Origin of the sequence: Dolosicoccus paucivorans, from assembly GCF_900100125.1 — a bacterium.
Lineage (GTDB): Bacteria > Bacillota > Bacilli > Lactobacillales > Aerococcaceae > Dolosicoccus > Dolosicoccus paucivorans.
The window spans coordinates 1-17,042 of sequence record NZ_FNEL01000013.1; the positions used below are offsets into that span (position 1 = coordinate 1).

Here is a 17,042-nt window from a genome sequence, read left to right on the forward strand (position 1 = left end):
TGAGGTGACCCCCGAAAGTTAGAGTTAAAAATCTAACTTTACGGGGGTCATTTTTGTGTCACAAAAGTATTCATATGAATTCAAATTAAAGGTTGTCGAAGAGTATCTAAATGGGACATTAGGTTACACATTACTCGCTAAGAAACATCATATTTCAACGACAAGTTTGATTGTAATCCTTTACTTAACCGAACTAAACTTGACCCACCATATTTAGGGTCAAGGTCAAAGACTTGTCCATGAGGCCAGTGACTAACGTCTTCACTTTTCGATTCAACATCGCCCCAAATCCATAGACGGTAATTTTGATAGTTACCATCTTCGCGGTAGTAGTTAATCTTTAGTAAATTTTCATCTTGTAAAGGAGCGTAATAATGTTGATTAAAATCTTTATCTAAATAGACTTCATTCATCTTAGGAATTGTTAAGGGGATCTTTTGATCCGCTTGAGTGATTTTTTTCCCTTGTTGAATGACTAAGAAATTAATATCTTCCGCTGTTTTTGATTGTGGCACGTCATAGTAGTAGCCGTAGTTTGTTTGATGTTCTTTAGCCAGAGCTTCGCCGTTTGGCCATTGTGGTTTGCCGTTTTCTCCTGAAGGCTCTTTAACGCCTCCCCATAACCAAAGCTTTGTATCATCTGGTTGGTCTTCATTTACGACTTCTTTAGGGACATGAATACGAAAATGTCCTTCTTCAATGGCAGGTTCTTCTTGAACCATTGATGCTTCATGATCCACCGCTTCTACTGATACTTCTGCCGGGTCAACTGTTTGACTCACCGCTACGTCTGATAACGAGTCTAAATTGATTGATTCTTCACTTGCCTGAATCGTTTTTCCTAAAGGAAGACTTAATAGAAAGGTCGTACCAATCGCTAAAGAAAGGACCTTTCCATTAAATTTGCGAATACTAAATGATTGTTGCTTTACTTTTGATTGCCTATGTTGGTTATTTTTCCCCATTTCGATTCTCCTCTATCGTTAGTAAAACGTTTTCATAATTGCGCCCATTATAATGAAGCGCTTTCATTAACGATTGTAATCGAGGAGTTCTAGAAAGTCAATATTTTTTGAAAGCGTTTTCACAAAATATGAAATATTCTTCCTAAAACAAAAATCCTGTCGATGAAGGGCTACAAAAGTAGACTTCATCAACAGGATTAATTGTAAAAGTTAAATAATTGGCTGGCCGGCCCATTTACGTAATTGAGCAAGGTAACCGCTCATTCTTACGCGAACAAACCAACTCGCTTCGACCATCGCACAGCGTTTATCAACTAACGAAACAATGAAACTTTCAGCGTAGCGCGGCATGTCTAGTGTCGCTCCTGCCATATGTTTCAAAATAATGTCTCGTTCTTTATCTGATAGATCTGTAATTTGTAATGCATTGGCTAAAGCAATACGAGGGTGTTCAAAATTATGTCCTTTGCCACCTACGTGACATTTATTATTAGCACATTCGTAGAAAAATAAGTCATGTAGTAACGCAGCTCGTGCAATCGAGCGCGTGTCTAATCCAAAGCGTTTCGCCCAACGATAGCTGTGATAAGATACAGAGATCGAATGAGCTAGACGGGTTGTAATGTGATGGTGTACAAATTGATCCAGACGCTGGACGTGTTCGTGGTTCATTAAGTCCTCTACTAACGCAACATATTCTGCATCATTTTGCCAATTTACATTCATACGTCCGCCTCCTTAATTATTTGACCTATTTTATATTATACCTTTTAGGCCAACCAAAAAGCTACTAAAAATAGAAAATAAAAGAGTTTCTTAATCTTTAATGACGTTATGGAATAATAGAATCCCTGTGGCTACCGCTACGTTTAAAGATTCTGCTTGACCTGGCATAGGAATATAAATAGATTGGGTGGCTTGGTTAATGAATTGAGGATTGACACCTTGTCCTTCATTCCCCACAATAATTCCAAAAGAACTAGGATAGTCAACTTGAGCATAACTGACTGCCTGTTGATTCAAAGCTGTAGCGTATACAGGATGCTTTTGCTTTTTTAAATCGCTAATAACCGTGTCTAAATCAGCTTCGTAAATGGGGATATGCCACACAGAGCCTTGGGTGGAACGAATCACTTTATCGTTTAAGTAATCTACCGTTCCCTTACCTAATATAACTCCATCATATCCTGCTCCATGAGCTGTTCGGATCATGGTGCCTAAATTTCCTGGGTCTTGAACCGCATCAATAAGTAACAAGCGTCCCGTCCATTGTTCTGGTTGCTTTAAAGGTCGGTCGTTAACGACTGCTATAATTCCTTGAGGTGTTTTTGTTTGAGCGAGTTCATTAAATAATGAAGAAGGCAACTGATAAATTGATTGCTGTATTTCTTTTAAATCCACTTCATTATGTTTTAAAAAGTCTTCAGTGACTAAAATACCATCAAGGGACTGATTAGTTTTTAACGCTTCTTGAACTAGATGAATTCCTTCAACTAAATAACGTTGTTGCTTTTTACGTCCTCTTGTTTGAAGAAGTTTCTTCCAGTCTTTAAATTGTTTGTTTTGGGAGGATTGAATCAGTTGAATCATCATTAGCGTGTTAAGCGATAAATAGCATCGGCATAAATAGCCGTTGCTTTTAATAAATCTTCGATCGCAATAAATTCATTGGCTTGATGCATTGTATCGATTGAGTCTGGGAATAACGCCCCGTAAGCCACACCTTTAGGTAATAAACGACCAAATGTTCCTCCCCCAATGGTCATCTCGTGAGCCGGTAAGCCAGTATGATCATGATAAACATCGAGTAAGGTCTGTACTAACGGATCATCTGCTGGTACGTAATGAGGCTCTTTAAAGTCACTCATAGCTACTTCAAAAGGTAAATCTTTTAATGTTTCTTGAGCGCGTTCTAAAATCTCTTGTGGTGTAATACCTTCTGGGAAACGTAAGTTCACTGTCACATTGGTTCCTTCTTGGTCGTTGTAGTTAACTAACCCAACGTTAGCGCTAAGAGGTCCCATTACGTCATGTACGTGATCGATATTTAAACTTGAACCGTCAAAGTTATCATGCAAGACGTCACCCACAAGTTGTAAAAAGTCTCGGCTTGCTTTATCAAAAGAATACTCTTTTAAAAAGTTGGCTAAATAGGTCGCTCCATTGACTCCTTGTTCTGGCGTTGAACCGTGGGCGGATTTACCTACTAAGGTCAACTTCCATCCTTGATCATTTGCCTCAATTGTTCCATCTAGTTTATGTTGATTTAAATATTTTTCAAACTCTTCTTCTAGATGATCGTTTTGTAATTGAACAACAGCTGTGGCACTTTCTGGTACCATGTTTTCCCGTAACCCAGCGTCAAAGGTTACTAATCGATTGGAGTCGCTATTGTCTGTGTTTTTAGAAGTTATAATTAAAGAGACGTTTCCTTTTTCCCCGTTAATAATAGGAAATACTGCGTCAGGAGAGAAACCAATGCTTGGCATTTCAGCATGCTCAAAATAATAGTCCATACATTGCCAGCCACTTTCTTCATCCGTTCCGACAATTAAATGAACACGTTTATTCAACTCTACATCTAAATCTCTCAAGATTTTTAAAGCCATATAAGCAGCAATTGTTGGCCCTTTATCGTCACTTGAACCACGAGCATAGATACGGTCATTTTTAATGACAGGATCAAAAGGATCTGTCTCCCAACCACTTCCAGCCGGGACGACGTCTAAGTGACCAATAATTCCGACTAACTCATCTCCTTCACCCATTTCAATGCGACCAGCCCACGGTTCAAAACTTTTTGTTTTAAATCCATCCTCTTTAGCCATCGACATAAAGTCGTCTAATGCTTGACGAGGTCCAGGACCAACTGGCGCTTCTTTAGTCGCTTTATCATCTTCGCGAACTGAAGCAATTTTTAATTGTCTAAATAAGTCAGCGAATAACTCGTCTTTTCTTTTTTCGACTTCTTCTAACCAATTAATTGTCATCATATCTCTTCCTTTTCTTTTTAATAAAAATTCTCCTTAATGAGTGAGCTCAATTAAGGAGAATCAGTTTAATCATACTATTCTTCAATTAAACCATAAGGTTTAAGTTTCTCCATCTCTTGAGGAGTTAATAAGCGAAAATCGCCTTCTAGTAGTTCATCATCTAAGACTAAAGGTCCCATAGATAGACGGTGAAGCTCTAATACTTCTTTGTCTACTGCTTCAAACATTCGTTTAACTTGATGGAATTTTCCTTCTACAATTTCTACTTCAATCCACGTCTGTTCCAAAGCTTGTCTTACATCAACAACTGTTAGTTTAGCTGGTTGGGTAATAAAGTCGCCTAGATCGAGCCCTTCTTCAAAGCGTCGAATATCTTCTTCATCCACAATCCCGCTGACTAAAGCTTGATAACGTTTCGTCACCTTTTTTCTAGGACTTAACAGTTGGTGGGCTAATTGACCGTTATTTGTAATGAGTAATAACCCTGTCGTATCTTTATCTAAACGACCTACTGGAAACAAGTCAATATGCCAAAATTCCGGCCCTAACCAGTCAATTACTGTTTCATGAACAGCATCTTCAGTAGCACTAATAATACCTTGCGGTTTGTTTAGCATAATGTAATAGTACTTTTGATAATGAACCATTTCATCAAAAATAACCACTTCGTCTACTTTAGGATCTACTTTATCGCTCCCTTTTTTAGCAACTTTGCCGTTAACGGTTACCACGCCTTCTTTTAGTAACTTTTGTACTGATTTACGTGTACCGTAACCTGTATGAGCTAATAATTTATCTAATCGCATTAAATCACCCTTATTTTATCTAAGGTTTCTTTATATTTATCCCCTAAAATTAAACTTAATTGGCCAGTTAAAGCCATTCCTAGTCCGTACACTAAAGCTCCCATTAAAACAGTAATAACAATTCTTAACAGTAGCATCATACGTGTCTCGCCAGGTAAAATTTGACTTAAAATCTGATTCCAGAAAGTCGTCGCTACCCCCATTAATACCGCAACCGTAATGATTTTTGTTAAAGATGGAATAACATCGGCATAATCGATAGCTACTTCTTTTTGAATTCGGATCCACATAAAAATACCCGCTACTAAAAAGCCAATCATTGTTGACCAAATTGCACCGTGAGCATGGAAAAAGGCAATCATTGGGAACTGAAGAAGTAATTTAGCAATCAGTCCTAACATTAAATAGGAAATCGCATACTTTCTAAAGTTCATTGATTGAAGCATGGTCGAAAAGATGGTATATGCACCTAATACAATACTTAAAGCACTCGCTGAAACGAGTAAACTAGGTCCTACAGTACTTCCAGATGGATAAAAGAAATAATACACATCATGAGCAATCGTTGCCATTCCAATAGCTGCTGGGAACATAATAAAGCTGAATACTTTAACGATATGTTGAATCAACTGTTGCGTTCCTCGGTAATCTTCTACTGCGAATAAACTAGTGATCGCAGGAATAGAAGAAGATGCTAAGGCAACTGCTAATGAAATAACAATCATAATTAATTTATCAACGTCTAAAGATAATGCTCCATACAAAATACTAATTTCTTTACGAGTCAATAATGACGTAAACTCTAAAATCTGTCTGAAGCTGTATAGGTCGATAATTTGCGCGATAATAATACCTGAGCCTAATAAAACAAAAGGTACACTATCCACTAACATCATCTGTAAGCTTTGACCAAATGTTAATGTTTCCTCGTCAGTACTTCGTTCGATTAATAAAGCCATTTTCTTACGTTGCTTAACATATAAGAAAGCTAAATAAATTAACGAACAAGCAGCTCCAACAAAGGCTGCAAAGGTTGAATGAACGACCGCTTGAGTCACATTACCTGAGTAAACTTTCATAATCGCATAGGTTGCGGTTAACATATAAAACACACGAGCCACTTGTTCAATAATTTGTGAAACAGCTGTCGGCTGCATATTGTTTAAGCCTTGGAAGTAACCTCTTAATAAACTCATCATCGGTAAAATAAATAAAGCAGGCACAAGGGAGCGAATAACAAATGTCGCCGCTTCCGGATTATCTGTGGCAGATCCTGCCGCTAATATTGGCGCTAAAAAGAATAAAATACTTGCTGAAACAAAGCCTGTTACTAACATAATTGTTGAACTATGTCTAAAGAGCTTGTGAGCTGTTTTGTACTCTCTTTTAGAGTGATACTTTGCCATTTGTTTAGCAATCGCACTTGGAAACCCTGCTGTGGCTACTGCTAGAAATAAAGTATAGGGTTTATATCCAATACTAAACAACGAGTTAGCTTGAACATATTCTTGTCCTAGCCATGTTGCCCAAGGAATGACGTAAAGCGCTCCTAAAATGCGAGAGAAAATCTCCCCAGCTGTTAACCAGGCAGCTCCTTTAACGTAGTTCGATTCTTTTGTAGATTCTTCTTCCTCGTTTTGATAATCTACCGTAATGTCCTCATTCGTTAGATGCTCTTCCAACACGGAGTCGGTCAAGATAGGTTCACGGAAAACTTGGGTATTGCTTGAAACTTCATCGTCAAAAGCTTGAAGAGCTTCTTCATCCCAATCGTCTTCATCTAATTCATACGTTTCAATTAATTCTTCAACGACGTCCGCCGAAGAGGAAGTATCAGAGTTATTGAACTCTTTTTTCAATAACTCCATGTCCTCCTTCGTTAATTGCATCGTCTTTTCATAATCTAAATCAGACGAATCTTCATGCAAATGATTCTTTTTCATAGAATTCCTCCTTAATTAGCCACAATGTTGACTAAGCGATTTGGAACGACAATGACTTTACGAATCGTTTTGCCTTGAATACTTTCTTTTACTTGTTCGTTATTTAAGACTTCTTCTTCCATTGCTTCTTTTGAAAGACTTGCATCCATCATTAAACGAGCACGAACTTTACCATTAATTTGAACTGCGATTTCCACTTCTGCTTCTTGCAGTTGACTTTCATCATAAGTCGGCCAAGGTACTTCAGAAATACTTGATGGTTGCCCTAGACGAGCCCATAATTCCTCTCCTAAGTGAGGAGCAAATGGAGCTAGCATTTGAACAAATCCTTTAGCATATTCTAGTGGAATCACAGATTGATTTCTTGCTTCGTTAACAAAAATCATAAGTTGTGAAATGGCTGTGTTAAAATGCAAATTCTCAATTTCATGGGTTACTTTTTTGACTGTTTGATGATACACGCGACTTAACTCATCATTTGGTTTGTCTTGGATCGTTTCATTCAACTCATCTGTTTGCGTATCAATAAATAGACGCCACACGCGGTCTAAGAAGCGACGCGTTCCTGGTAAGCCTTCATTACTCCAAGCAATGGATGCATCAAGAGGCCCCATAAACATTTCGTAGACTCGTAGCGTATCCGCACCATATTCTTCGACTACATCGTCTGGGTTAATAACGTTTCCAAGGGATTTAGACATCTTAACATTTCCTTCACCAAGAATCATTCCTTGGTTAAATAGTTTTTGGAACGGCTCTTTAGTCGGAACAATGCCTAAATCATATAAGAATTTATACCAGAAACGTGCATACAGTAAGTGAAGTACCGCGTGTTCGGCTCCTCCAATATAAAGATCAACAGGTAGCCATTTTTTAGCTTTTTCTGGGTCTACTAAAGCTTCTTGGTTATGAGGGTCGATATAGCGAATATAATACCATGAACTACCTGCCCATTGCGGCATTGTATTCGTTTCACGACGGCCCTTCGTACCCGTTTCTGGGTCCACCACTTCTAGCCAATCGGTAATATTAGCTAAAGGCGACTCTCCTGTTCCAGAAGGATGAATGTCTGTTGCTTTTGGTAAAATAACAGGTAATTCTTCTTCAGGTACCGCAGTTGTTGTCCCATCTTCCCAGTGAATAATTGGAATTGGCTCACCCCAATAACGTTGACGAGAAAATAGCCAATCTCTTAGGCGATAATTAACCGTTCCCTTACCTTTACCATGGTCTTTCAGCCAGTCAGTCATTACTTCAATGGCTTTAGTATTTTCTAAACCATTTAAAAAGTCAGAGTTTATGACTTTCCCTTCGCCTGCGTAAGGTAATTCTTCAGTCGTTTCAATCACTTGGCGAATCGGTAGTTCGTATTTTGTCGCAAATTCATAATCGCGCTCATCGTGGGCTGGAACAGCCATCACCGCTCCAGTACCGTAAGAAGCTAATACGTAGTCGCCAATCCAAATAGGTAATTCTTCTCCAGTCACAGGATGAATCACGTACCCTCCGGTAAAGACTCCGGTTTTATCTTCGTTTAAATCGGTTCGCTCTAAGTCACTCATCTTTTCGACTTTTTCACGGTACGCATCAACCAATTCTTGTTGCTCAGGAGTGGTTACTTTATCTACTAATGAATGTTCTGGAGCTAATACAACGTAGCTAACACCAAATAAAGTATCTGCGCGAGTTGTAAATGCTTCGACCACTTCATCTTCAAGTCCTTGAATGTCAAAGCGAACTGTTGCCCCTGTTGAGCGGCCAATCCAATTACGTTGCATTTCTTTTAAGCTTTCTGGCCAATCCAGTGTGTCTAAGTCGTCAAGTAAACGATCAGCGTAAGCTGTAATACGAAGCATCCATTGCTTCATTGGGCGACGATAAACAGGATGTCCCCCGCGCTCACTTAAACCATCAATCACTTCTTCGTTAGCTAATACCGTCCCTAGCGCTGGACACCAGTTAACCGCCACTTCTTCTTCATAGGCAAGACCTTTTTCGTATAATTTAGTAAAAATCCACTGGGTCCATTTATAATAATCTGGATCCGTTGTATTTACTTCGCGATCCCAGTCGTAACTAAATCCTAAAGATTTAATTTGACGCTTAAAGGTTTGAATATTTTTGTCCGTAAATTCTGCTGGGTCATTTCCTGTATCTAAAGCGTACTGTTCTGCTGGAAGTCCAAAGGCATCCCACCCCATTGGGTGCAGTACATCATACCCTCTAGCACGCTTAAAACGCGAGACAATGTCTGTTGCGGTATAGCTTTTTGGGTGTCCTACGTGTAATCCGTCACCTGAAGGGTAAGGGAACATATCTAAAGCGTAAAACTTTTTATTGCCTGAACGTTCTTTTGTTTTAAACGTTTCATGTTCTTGCCAATAATTTTGCCATTTTTTCTCGATATCTTGATGATTATAGACCATACATTATCCTCCTAATTTTCCGCTATATATAAAAAACCCTATATTATCTTCATAATATAGGGCGTTTTATCGCGGTACCACCTAATTTTAATATATTGTAACATATATCCTTCATCGCTTTAACGCAGCGCAACGTCTCTTATTACTCTAATTCACAAGAGCCTTTTATTTAGAGGAGTTCAATCTTCTTCATCGTCTATTTTCACCACCCATAGACTCTCTAAAGATGAATAAAAGATTTACTAGTTCTAAAAAGTTTTATTTACAAATGTTGAATTTATTATACCAAAGAAACAATTGCTTTACCACTCAATGACTTGACCAGGTAAGATAGTCGTTGAACCATTGTCTTCGATTAATTGATAAACATCTAAACCATTGCGTTGAGCAATTGAATAAAGTGTATCGCCTGCTTGAACAACGTGGCTATTTGGAGATTCAACCGCTGGCTCTTCGATGATAGTTGGTGCGTCTTCAACCTCTAGTTCAATAAATGATGGTTCGATTAAGTTGCCGTTGGTTGTTGTGACCTCTTCAACAGGTTGGATCGTCGCTTCTTGTATACTTTGATTTTGTTTTGGCCATTGTTTATTCACTTGAAGCTTTTGACCCACTTGTAACATTGAGCTTGTTGTATTATTTAGTTGCTTTAATTCCTCTAAGTCCATTCCATAAACACGAGCAATACGCCACATTGTATCGCCTGGTTTAACAGTGTAGTGCCCTTTTTGAACAACAGGACTACTTTCATTAGAAGAAATGACAACTTCTTCAATTTTTTCTACAGGTGTTGTTTCTTGAATTTGCGGTAACACGAGTTGCTGACCTGGATAAATAATCGCTGCATGATTATTTAACGACTGAAGTTCACTAACAGATACGTTATAACGTTGAGCGATAGCCCAATAAGTGTCACCCGTTTGTACTTCGTGGGTTGATGATGAAGTGTGTGAAGTAGGTTTTACTATTTCATGAACTGTTGCCACCACTTTTTGAGAACTTACGTCATAACGTGTTAAATCATTTTCATGAATAATGCGGTTCAATTTTTGAGCATAAGACGTATCCGTTGCATAACGACCAGTCAAGTGAGCAGTCGCTTCTTGATAAGAGTTTGTTTGACTCTTTCTTGCCCCATAATAATAATTATAACGCCAGTTCGTTTCATCGTGATTACCTGTTAATAAATTAGCATAATCTTGTAATGATTGGGCATAGTTATTGTATTTTCTAAAGCCATCTGTAATTTGATAATAATGACCTGAACCGTCATCTTCTAATGTATCAACAACGACAGTTTGATTATTATAAGACCCTTTAATACCAAATAAATTATAGTTTGGTGCACTCGCTAAACCGCTATTACCCCAACCTGATTCAAGAGCGGCTTGAGCGATCATGACTGAAGCATAAAGGTCGTTTTCACCTGCAATTAATTGAGCTGAATGAGCCACTAAATCTAAGAATTGTGATTTAGAAAAGCCTTGGCTTCCAGGTTCTTCCATCGCTTTAATGATTGGTGTGTCTTGTGTTAAATGAGTTGATATATTTCCTGAAGCAAAAGCAACAAGACCAATGTTAACCTTTTTCAAAAAGGCTTTGCGTAGTTGGTGATAAGTTTCTTGTTGACGCTGTTTAATAATGTCGCGACGTCTTAACTTCACTCAAATTCCCCCTTGATTTATAATTTGTGTATAATTGTGTAAAGTATATCTATACTAGATTATAATCTTTTTTATCGATACAAATCTGATAAATTAAGCTTTTTTGTCAACACTTAATATTCGTTACACTTTTGTAACATTGGAGGAGTTTTTATGTTAAATGCACTAGCTTATAGTCACCATCTTTTAAATGAATTAATTCACCGCTTTCCGAAAGGAACCTTTGTAGATGCGACATTAGGTAAAGGAAACGATACGTACTACATTGCTCATCACCCTAAGTTTCAAGGTCATGTTTATGGGTTTGATATTCAATCAGACGCCATCGCTTTATCTAAAAAGAAGTTTGAAAACGAAGATGCATCAATGGTTACTTTTATTCACGACTCTCACGCTAAAGCAAAAGAGTACTTACCTTCTACTATTCATGGCGGAATTTTTAATTTAGGTTATTTACCAGGTGGAGACGAATCAATTACGACTTTACCTGAGTCAACTTTAGAAAGCATCCATCAGTTGCTTGATCGTTTAGAAGTTAAAGGTCAAATTATCTTAGTTGTCTATTGGGGCCATGATAATGGAAAAGTCGAAAAAGAGTATTTATTAAAACATTTATCCCAATTAAATCAATACTTCTATCAAGTATTAACTTATCAATTTATTAATCAAATTAACCAACCACCCTTTGTTATTGTCATTGAAAAATTACGCTCTGTTCAATGAAAAAATCCTCCTACAAAAAATAGGAGGATTTTTATTATGATAATAACTTGTCTTTTAAAGCATCTACTTGATCTAATTGTTCCCAAGGCACTTGAATATCATCGCGGCCAAAATGCCCATAAGCGGCAGTTTGTTTAAATATCGGACGATCTAATTCTAATGTGCGAATGATCCCTGATGGAGTAAGATCAAACAATTCACGCACTGCTTTTACTAATTTTTCTTGAGGTGTGGTACTTGTTCCAAAAGTTTCAATCATAATAGAGGTCGGTTCGGCTTTACCGATGGCGTAGGATAATTGAATTTCACACTCTTTAGCAATCCCAGCTGCGACAATGTTTTTAGCAATATAACGGGCCATGTAACTAGCTGAGCGGTCTACTTTTGTTGCGTCTTTTCCAGAAAAAGCGCCGCCTCCATGACGAGCGTAGCCGCCGTAAGTATCAACAATAATTTTGCGTCCGGTTAAACCAGAGTCTCCTTTAGGTCCACCGATCACAAATTTTCCGGTTGGATTAATATAAATATTGGTTGATTCGTCTAACCACTCGTTAGGAATCACTTCATTAATGACGTGTTGTTTAATATCTTGTTCTAATTCTTCTAGCGTGATGTCTTCAGTATGTTGCGAGCTCACTACAATCGTATCTACGCGGTAAGGTTGATTATTTTCATCATATTCCACCGTAACTTGCGTTTTACCGTCTGGACCTAAGTAAGCTAAAGTACCGTCTTTTCTCACCTTAGCTAAACGTTTAGCTAGTCGGTGACTTAAAGCAATTGGCATTGGCATCCACTCTTTTGTTTGGTCAGATGCGTAGCCGAACATAATTCCTTGGTCACCTGCTCCAAGAGATGGTGTATGATCGGTTTGTCTAGATTCTAAACTTTCATCCACCCCTTGAGCAATGTCCGGTGACTGTTCATCAATGCTGACTAATACCGCCACTTCATCCGCCATAAAGCCATATTCTCGTTTAGTATAGCCAATGTCTTTTAATGTTTGGCGAACAATTTGTTGAATATCTACGTAAGCGGTCGTTGTGATTTCTCCAAAGACTAAAACAAGCCCCGTATTAACCGCAACTTCGCAAGCTACGCGAGCCTTTGGGTCTTGGGTTAATATTTCATCCAACACCGCATCGCTAATTTGATCGGCTATTTTATCGGGATGTCCTTCAGTCACTGATTCTGATGTAAATAAACGTTTCTCCATTCTTTCATTCCCCCATCTATTTTTTGGTTACAAGGCATTCTCATCGTGATGAGCCCTTTCGGGAATATTTTGTAACTAGATTGAAGTATAACAAAAAACGCGCGCTATGTGTAAACATTTGATGTGTTTTATGCTAAACTAATAGTATTCAAATTTAAATTACTATCTATGAAAGGGTTAGACAATGGCGCAACTCATTAAAAAGTTACAAAATCCATACGTAAAAATATTGCTAGCTCCTTTAGCGTTTATTTTATTTGGTACAATTGTTGGAATGACAGAATTGACTACAAAGCATTGGCTTAATTTTATTTTACTATATATTATTGTTCTAGTGAGCGAATTAGTCAGCCACTTTTTTGATTTAGAAAAAAATCGCTCTCAAACTGTGGCTCGAAGTATTTTAATTGTTTTAGACAGTATTCTACTCATCACAACACTACTTCTTGTTCGGTACATTTATTGGCCGGCAAGTATTATGTTAGCAACCTACCTTGCTTACTTACACTTTCAATATTTTCCTTATAATATTTCTAAAAGTGGTTACGCAGTATTTCTTAATACCTTTTTCCAAGGATTTGTTTTAAATGCGATAGCCTATACTGCTCAAACCCAACATTTAACAAGTCACTTCATTAAGTTACTCCTTCCGCTTACTTTAATGAGTTTAGCGATCAACTTTGAAGATATCTTGTTATATCAATCCCTCGTTTTTAAACGATTAACGCTACCGCGGGTGATTACTCGTCATCATTCACTGATTGCGTTAAGTATATTTTTAGTCGCAACAGTCATTGGGATTTATTTTTCCCTTCCAAGTCATTCGTTTTATTTAGTTCAAATATTATTTGGAGTCGCTACTGTCTGTTTCGCTTTACCTTTATTGGTGACTACTAAAACCATTCATGAAATTCAAAACAAATTAAATTTCTTCGGCTCGATTCATTTAATCTTTGCATTACTCTACAGCCTTAGCTATTTATTTTAATATGTCTCCGATTGTTACAAATCGGAGTCTTTTTTTGTATAATTTACTAAAGGAGAGGATCACATGTCAACACCAAAAGATTTCGTCCAAATGGAAGAGAATTATTTAAAAGTAGATCAAGCAGTGCAGTCCTTCGAATCAGAATTAGCTCAATTTAAAGAAATTATTCCCAATATTCGAACTTTAACGAACTATTACGGTAGTAAAGAATGGCTACGGCATCAACAATTGGATAAAAGTGGAGAAATTGATTATCCAACGACGGCTGTACTAGGTGAAGATTATGCTTACAATACATTAGTCGACGTACGCCAAATTGGATTAGAGATGTTAGAAATTGCTACTGAGTTATTAAAAGAATGCTAAAAAAAGAACTTGAGATGCTCTTTAAAGAGTGTCTCAAGTTCTTTTTCGGATGATTACGCTTCTGCTGCATAAACAGAAACTTGTTTTTTGTTGCGTCCTTTACGCTCGAATTTCACAACACCATCGATTAAAGCGAATAAAGTATCATCGCCTCCACGACCTACGTTGTTACCTGGGTGGATTTTAGTTCCACGTTGACGGTATAAAATGGATCCTCCTGAAACAAACTGTCCGTCGCCTGCTTTAGCGCCTAAACGTTTTGAGCGAGAATCACGACCGTTTTGAGTAGATCCACCACCTTTTTTAGTAGCGAATAATTGTAAATTTAATTTCAACATGTTCCTGCACCTCCTTGGGTTTGAGATTAGCCATTGACTGAAACATATTCTGGATAACTTTCAGCAATGACTGTCAGTGCTAAATGCAAGTGTTGCATCAATAATTGTGCTTGTTCTTGTTGCACTGCATTATGAAGGAGAGGTAAAGTTAACTTTAAGTAACCACCTTCTGCTTCATTTACTTGAGTATTTACGTTAACGTTTAATAATGATTGTAATGAATTCTCAACTGAAATCACTTGGCTAGACACCGCGGCACAGACAATATCTGAACCATATTCAGCATACTCTGCGTGTCCGGTGACAACCACCGAATGAAATAAATCAGCCTTTTTTGTAAATTCAACGCGAATCATTGGATTAAGCGTTAATTGAGTTAATTGTTAATTTAGTGTATGGTTGGCGATGACCTTGTTTACGTGAAGAGTTCTTACGACGTAAGTAACGGTAAGTAACTACTTTCTTTTGACGGCCATGTTTTTCAACAGTTGCTTCAACTGTTGCTCCCTCTACGAATGGGCTTCCTACTTTAGTAGCGTCTCCACCTACTAAAATGACCTCGTCAAACGTAACTTTATCACCTTCAGCAACTTCTAATTTCTCAACGTAGATTGTTTGTCCTTCCTCTACTTTAAGTTGCTTACCACCAGTTTGGATAATTGCGTACATTCTAGCACCTCCTCATAATAATTAATTCTGATAAAAATCAGCACTCAGACTCGCCATGTTAAGTGGAATCAACTCACTTATAACTTAACTTGTGCGGTTGCAGTTGTGGTGCCACACAAATACAACAAAATAATAGTACCAAAGTTAGGACCTAGAGTCAACACCTTAACTTACTTTTAATAGTAGTTTCGGCGAATTATTGATTTTCAACTATTCTTTACTTGTTGCTAAGTCTAAGTTCTTTTCAATGGATTGTTTGATTTCGTCTTTTTCAACAGCCTCTTTGACGACTTTGTTGACTACTTCTAACAGCGTCTCGTTTCCTTTATTCACTGCCACACATTGACCCGCACCATCTCCTGGGATTGGATTGGGAACTTTAGCAAGAACGTCTTCATTTTTTCTTAAAAACTCGCCCACTGTAATACTATCCATTACAATGGCATCTAATTTCTTTGCTTTTAACGCTTCAACTAAAGTTCCATTTTTCGGCATGGAAACGATATCCATTTGAATACCACTTTCTTTTAAGTAAGTTTCTTGAACTGATGCTTTTTGTGTTCCTACTTTGAGCCCTTCTAAATCTTCTGGCTTAGTAACAGTATCTAATTTATCTTTTGGAACGACAATATACGTTTCACTTTCATAGTAAGGGATTGAAAAGTCGACTTGTTTTGCTCTTTCTTCGTTTTCGTTCATTCCTGCTAAAATCATATCGATTTTGCCGGCTTTAAGGGATTGAATCAACGAATCGAATCCCATATTATTGACTTCAAGTTCAACTCCTAATTCATCAGCAATTTTTTGAGCTAAGTCAACGTCAACCCCTACAATTTCTTCTTTGCCATCTTTCATAATAACCCATTCAAAAGGCGGAAATTCTGCACTAGTTCCAAAAACAATTTTTCCTTTTTTCTGAATACTTTCCACATCACTTTTAGCTGAAACTAATTGGCAGGTAATACTAATACTAACACCATTAAACTTAACATCACTTTTACTATTTTTTTCATTTTGATCTTCCTTTACTAAATAGTTTAATTAATTACAAAATATAAATTGCTAACTGCTGTAATTTTTAGTTAGCTGCTAACTCTAAATTCTTTTCAACAGACTTGTTTATTTCGTCCTTTTCAACGGCTTCTTCGATCACTTTGTTGATTACTTCTAATAAACTGTCATTACCTTTACCGACGACAATCGAGTAGCCGCCTTCTTCATCTTTAGGAATAACGTCTGATATTTCAGTGATGACCCCTTCATTTAGTCTTAAAAACTCATCAGCTGATACGCTGTCAATCACTACCGCATCCAATTTTCCTGCTTTCATTGTTTCAATAAGAACATCATTTTTAGGCATGGATGTTAAATTCGTATTAAGACCATTTTCGACTAAATAAATTTCCTGAATGGTTCCTTTTTGAACACCTATTCTTAATTTTGCAAGATCTTCTGGTTTAGTGATAGTACCTTCTTTGCCGGCAGGAACAACAATATCAGTGCCACTTTCATAATAAGGAATGGAAAAATCAACTTGTTTTGCTCTTTCTTTTGTTTTGCTAATGCCGGCCATCGCTATGTCCATACGCCCATTCTTAACGGATTGAATCAGTGTATCAAAACTCATATTTTGGATCTCCAATTCAACCCCTAACTCCTCAGCAACCTTTTGAGCTAATTCGATATCTACACCAACAATCGTTTCTTTCCCATCTACTAATTCCACCCACTCAAAAGGTGGAAACTGAGCGCTAGTTCCTAAAACTAACTTCCCTTTCTTTTGAATACTTTCCACATCACTTTTAGCTACAGCAAGTTGCGATGGTAATACAAAAGCGAGCAGGATTAAAAATAAGATTACTTTAATTATTTTCTTCATTTTTTTCGTCCTTACTTTACTATATTTATATAAAAAAATGTACGAGTATATAAAAATGCCCATCCC

At 37.4% G+C, this 17,042-nt stretch carries 17 protein-coding genes, 1 riboswitch and 2 other annotated features; of the genes, 3 read left to right on the top strand and 14 right to left on the bottom strand.

The genetic code is table 11. The annotated features are described in order from the left end of the window. Positions 1-137 precede the first annotated feature (137 nt). From BLR79_RS03210 to BLR79_RS03245, 8 genes are all read right to left on the bottom strand, one after another. Complete coding sequence (locus BLR79_RS03210) at positions 138-965, bottom strand: pullulanase-associated domain-containing protein (RefSeq protein WP_092084803.1); 828 nt, start codon at positions 963-965, stop codon at positions 138-140. A gap of 210 nt (positions 966-1,175) precedes the next feature. Then, positions 1,176-1,691, bottom strand: a complete 516-nt coding sequence (locus tag BLR79_RS03215) for an HD domain-containing protein (RefSeq protein WP_092084805.1) — start codon at positions 1,689-1,691, stop codon at positions 1,176-1,178. A 90-nt stretch (positions 1,692-1,781) separates the two neighbouring features. Beyond that, positions 1,782-2,555 carry a TrmH family RNA methyltransferase gene (locus BLR79_RS03220; RefSeq protein WP_159427579.1) on the bottom strand — a complete coding sequence of 258 codons (774 nt, stop codon included), beginning with the start codon at positions 2,553-2,555 and terminating at the stop codon, positions 1,782-1,784. A gap of 2 nt (positions 2,556-2,557) precedes the next feature. Then, on the bottom strand, positions 2,558-3,958 hold the full coding sequence (gene pepV / locus BLR79_RS03225; protein WP_092084809.1) for a dipeptidase PepV: 1,401 nt from the start codon (positions 3,956-3,958) through the stop codon (positions 2,558-2,560). Positions 3,959-4,032: 74 nt separating this feature from the next. Beyond that, positions 4,033-4,764, bottom strand: coding sequence for a pseudouridine synthase (locus tag BLR79_RS03230; protein WP_092084811.1), 732 nt, complete (start codon positions 4,762-4,764; stop codon positions 4,033-4,035). Further along, complete coding sequence (locus tag BLR79_RS03235) at positions 4,764-6,707, bottom strand: putative polysaccharide biosynthesis protein (protein ID WP_092084813.1); 1,944 nt, start codon at positions 6,705-6,707, stop codon at positions 4,764-4,766. Before BLR79_RS03235 ends, BLR79_RS03230 begins: the two co-directional genes overlap by 1 nt. An 11-nt stretch (positions 6,708-6,718) precedes the next feature. Then, a complete protein-coding gene (leuS, locus tag BLR79_RS03240) occupies positions 6,719-9,133 on the bottom strand; it encodes a leucine--tRNA ligase (RefSeq protein WP_092084815.1) in 2,415 nt (804 codons plus the stop codon). Positions 9,134-9,187: 54 nt separating this feature from the next. Beyond that, positions 9,188-9,392: a binding site (T-box leader), on the bottom strand. Between the two features lie 43 nt (positions 9,393-9,435). Then, entirely contained in the window at positions 9,436-10,797 is a 1,362-nt protein-coding gene (locus BLR79_RS03245) for a LysM peptidoglycan-binding domain-containing protein (protein ID WP_092084817.1), read from the bottom strand. A gap of 153 nt (positions 10,798-10,950) precedes the next feature. Here BLR79_RS03245 and BLR79_RS03250 point away from each other — a divergent pair, with 153 nt between their 5' ends. Continuing rightward, the gene (locus BLR79_RS03250; protein ID WP_092084819.1) at positions 10,951-11,520 is read left to right on the top strand and encodes a tRNA 5-(aminomethyl)-2-thiouridylate-methyltransferase MnmM; all 570 of its coding nucleotides are present in this window, start codon (positions 10,951-10,953) and stop codon (positions 11,518-11,520) included. A 34-nt stretch (positions 11,521-11,554) separates the two neighbouring features. Here BLR79_RS03250 and metK read toward each other — a convergent pair whose 3' ends face one another. After that, positions 11,555-12,736, bottom strand: coding sequence for a methionine adenosyltransferase (gene metK, locus BLR79_RS03255; protein WP_092084821.1), 1,182 nt, complete (start codon positions 12,734-12,736; stop codon positions 11,555-11,557). Then, a riboswitch (SMK box riboswitch) is annotated at positions 12,734-12,816 on the bottom strand. (Overlaps the previous gene by 3 nt.) 104 nt (positions 12,817-12,920) lie before the next feature. Here metK and BLR79_RS03260 point away from each other — a divergent pair. Both BLR79_RS03260 and BLR79_RS03265 read left to right on the top strand, forming a co-directional pair. Continuing rightward, positions 12,921-13,724, top strand: coding sequence for a hypothetical protein (locus tag BLR79_RS03260; protein ID WP_092084824.1), 804 nt, complete (start codon positions 12,921-12,923; stop codon positions 13,722-13,724). A gap of 63 nt (positions 13,725-13,787) precedes the next feature. Next, positions 13,788-14,090 carry a DUF4298 domain-containing protein gene (locus BLR79_RS03265; RefSeq protein WP_092084826.1) on the top strand — a complete coding sequence of 101 codons (303 nt, stop codon included), beginning with the start codon at positions 13,788-13,790 and terminating at the stop codon, positions 14,088-14,090. 53 nt (positions 14,091-14,143) lie between these two features. Here BLR79_RS03265 and rpmA read toward each other — a convergent pair whose 3' ends face one another. The 5 genes from rpmA to BLR79_RS03290 all read right to left on the bottom strand — a co-directional run bounded on the left by rpmA (position 14,144) and on the right by BLR79_RS03290 (position 16,976). Then, positions 14,144-14,428, bottom strand: a complete 285-nt coding sequence (gene rpmA, locus BLR79_RS03270; RefSeq protein ID WP_092084828.1) for a 50S ribosomal protein L27 — start codon at positions 14,426-14,428, stop codon at positions 14,144-14,146. A gap of 26 nt (positions 14,429-14,454) precedes the next feature. After that, positions 14,455-14,784, bottom strand: a complete 330-nt coding sequence (locus BLR79_RS03275; RefSeq protein WP_092084830.1) for a ribosomal-processing cysteine protease Prp — start codon at positions 14,782-14,784, stop codon at positions 14,455-14,457. Positions 14,785-14,788: 4 nt separating this feature from the next. Further along, a complete protein-coding gene (gene rplU, locus BLR79_RS03280; RefSeq protein WP_092084832.1) occupies positions 14,789-15,097 on the bottom strand; it encodes a 50S ribosomal protein L21 in 309 nt (102 codons plus the stop codon). A gap of 36 nt (positions 15,098-15,133) precedes the next feature. Continuing rightward, positions 15,134-15,206, bottom strand: a sequence feature (ribosomal protein L21 leader region). Between the two features lie 101 nt (positions 15,207-15,307). Further along, positions 15,308-15,952: a transporter substrate-binding domain-containing protein gene (locus BLR79_RS03285; protein WP_234970798.1), complete on the bottom strand. Its 645-nt coding sequence runs from the start codon at positions 15,950-15,952 to the stop codon at positions 15,308-15,310. A gap of 223 nt (positions 15,953-16,175) precedes the next feature. Continuing rightward, positions 16,176-16,976, bottom strand: coding sequence for a transporter substrate-binding domain-containing protein (locus BLR79_RS03290; RefSeq protein WP_159427581.1), 801 nt, complete (start codon positions 16,974-16,976; stop codon positions 16,176-16,178). Positions 16,977-17,042: the final 66 nt, after the last annotated feature.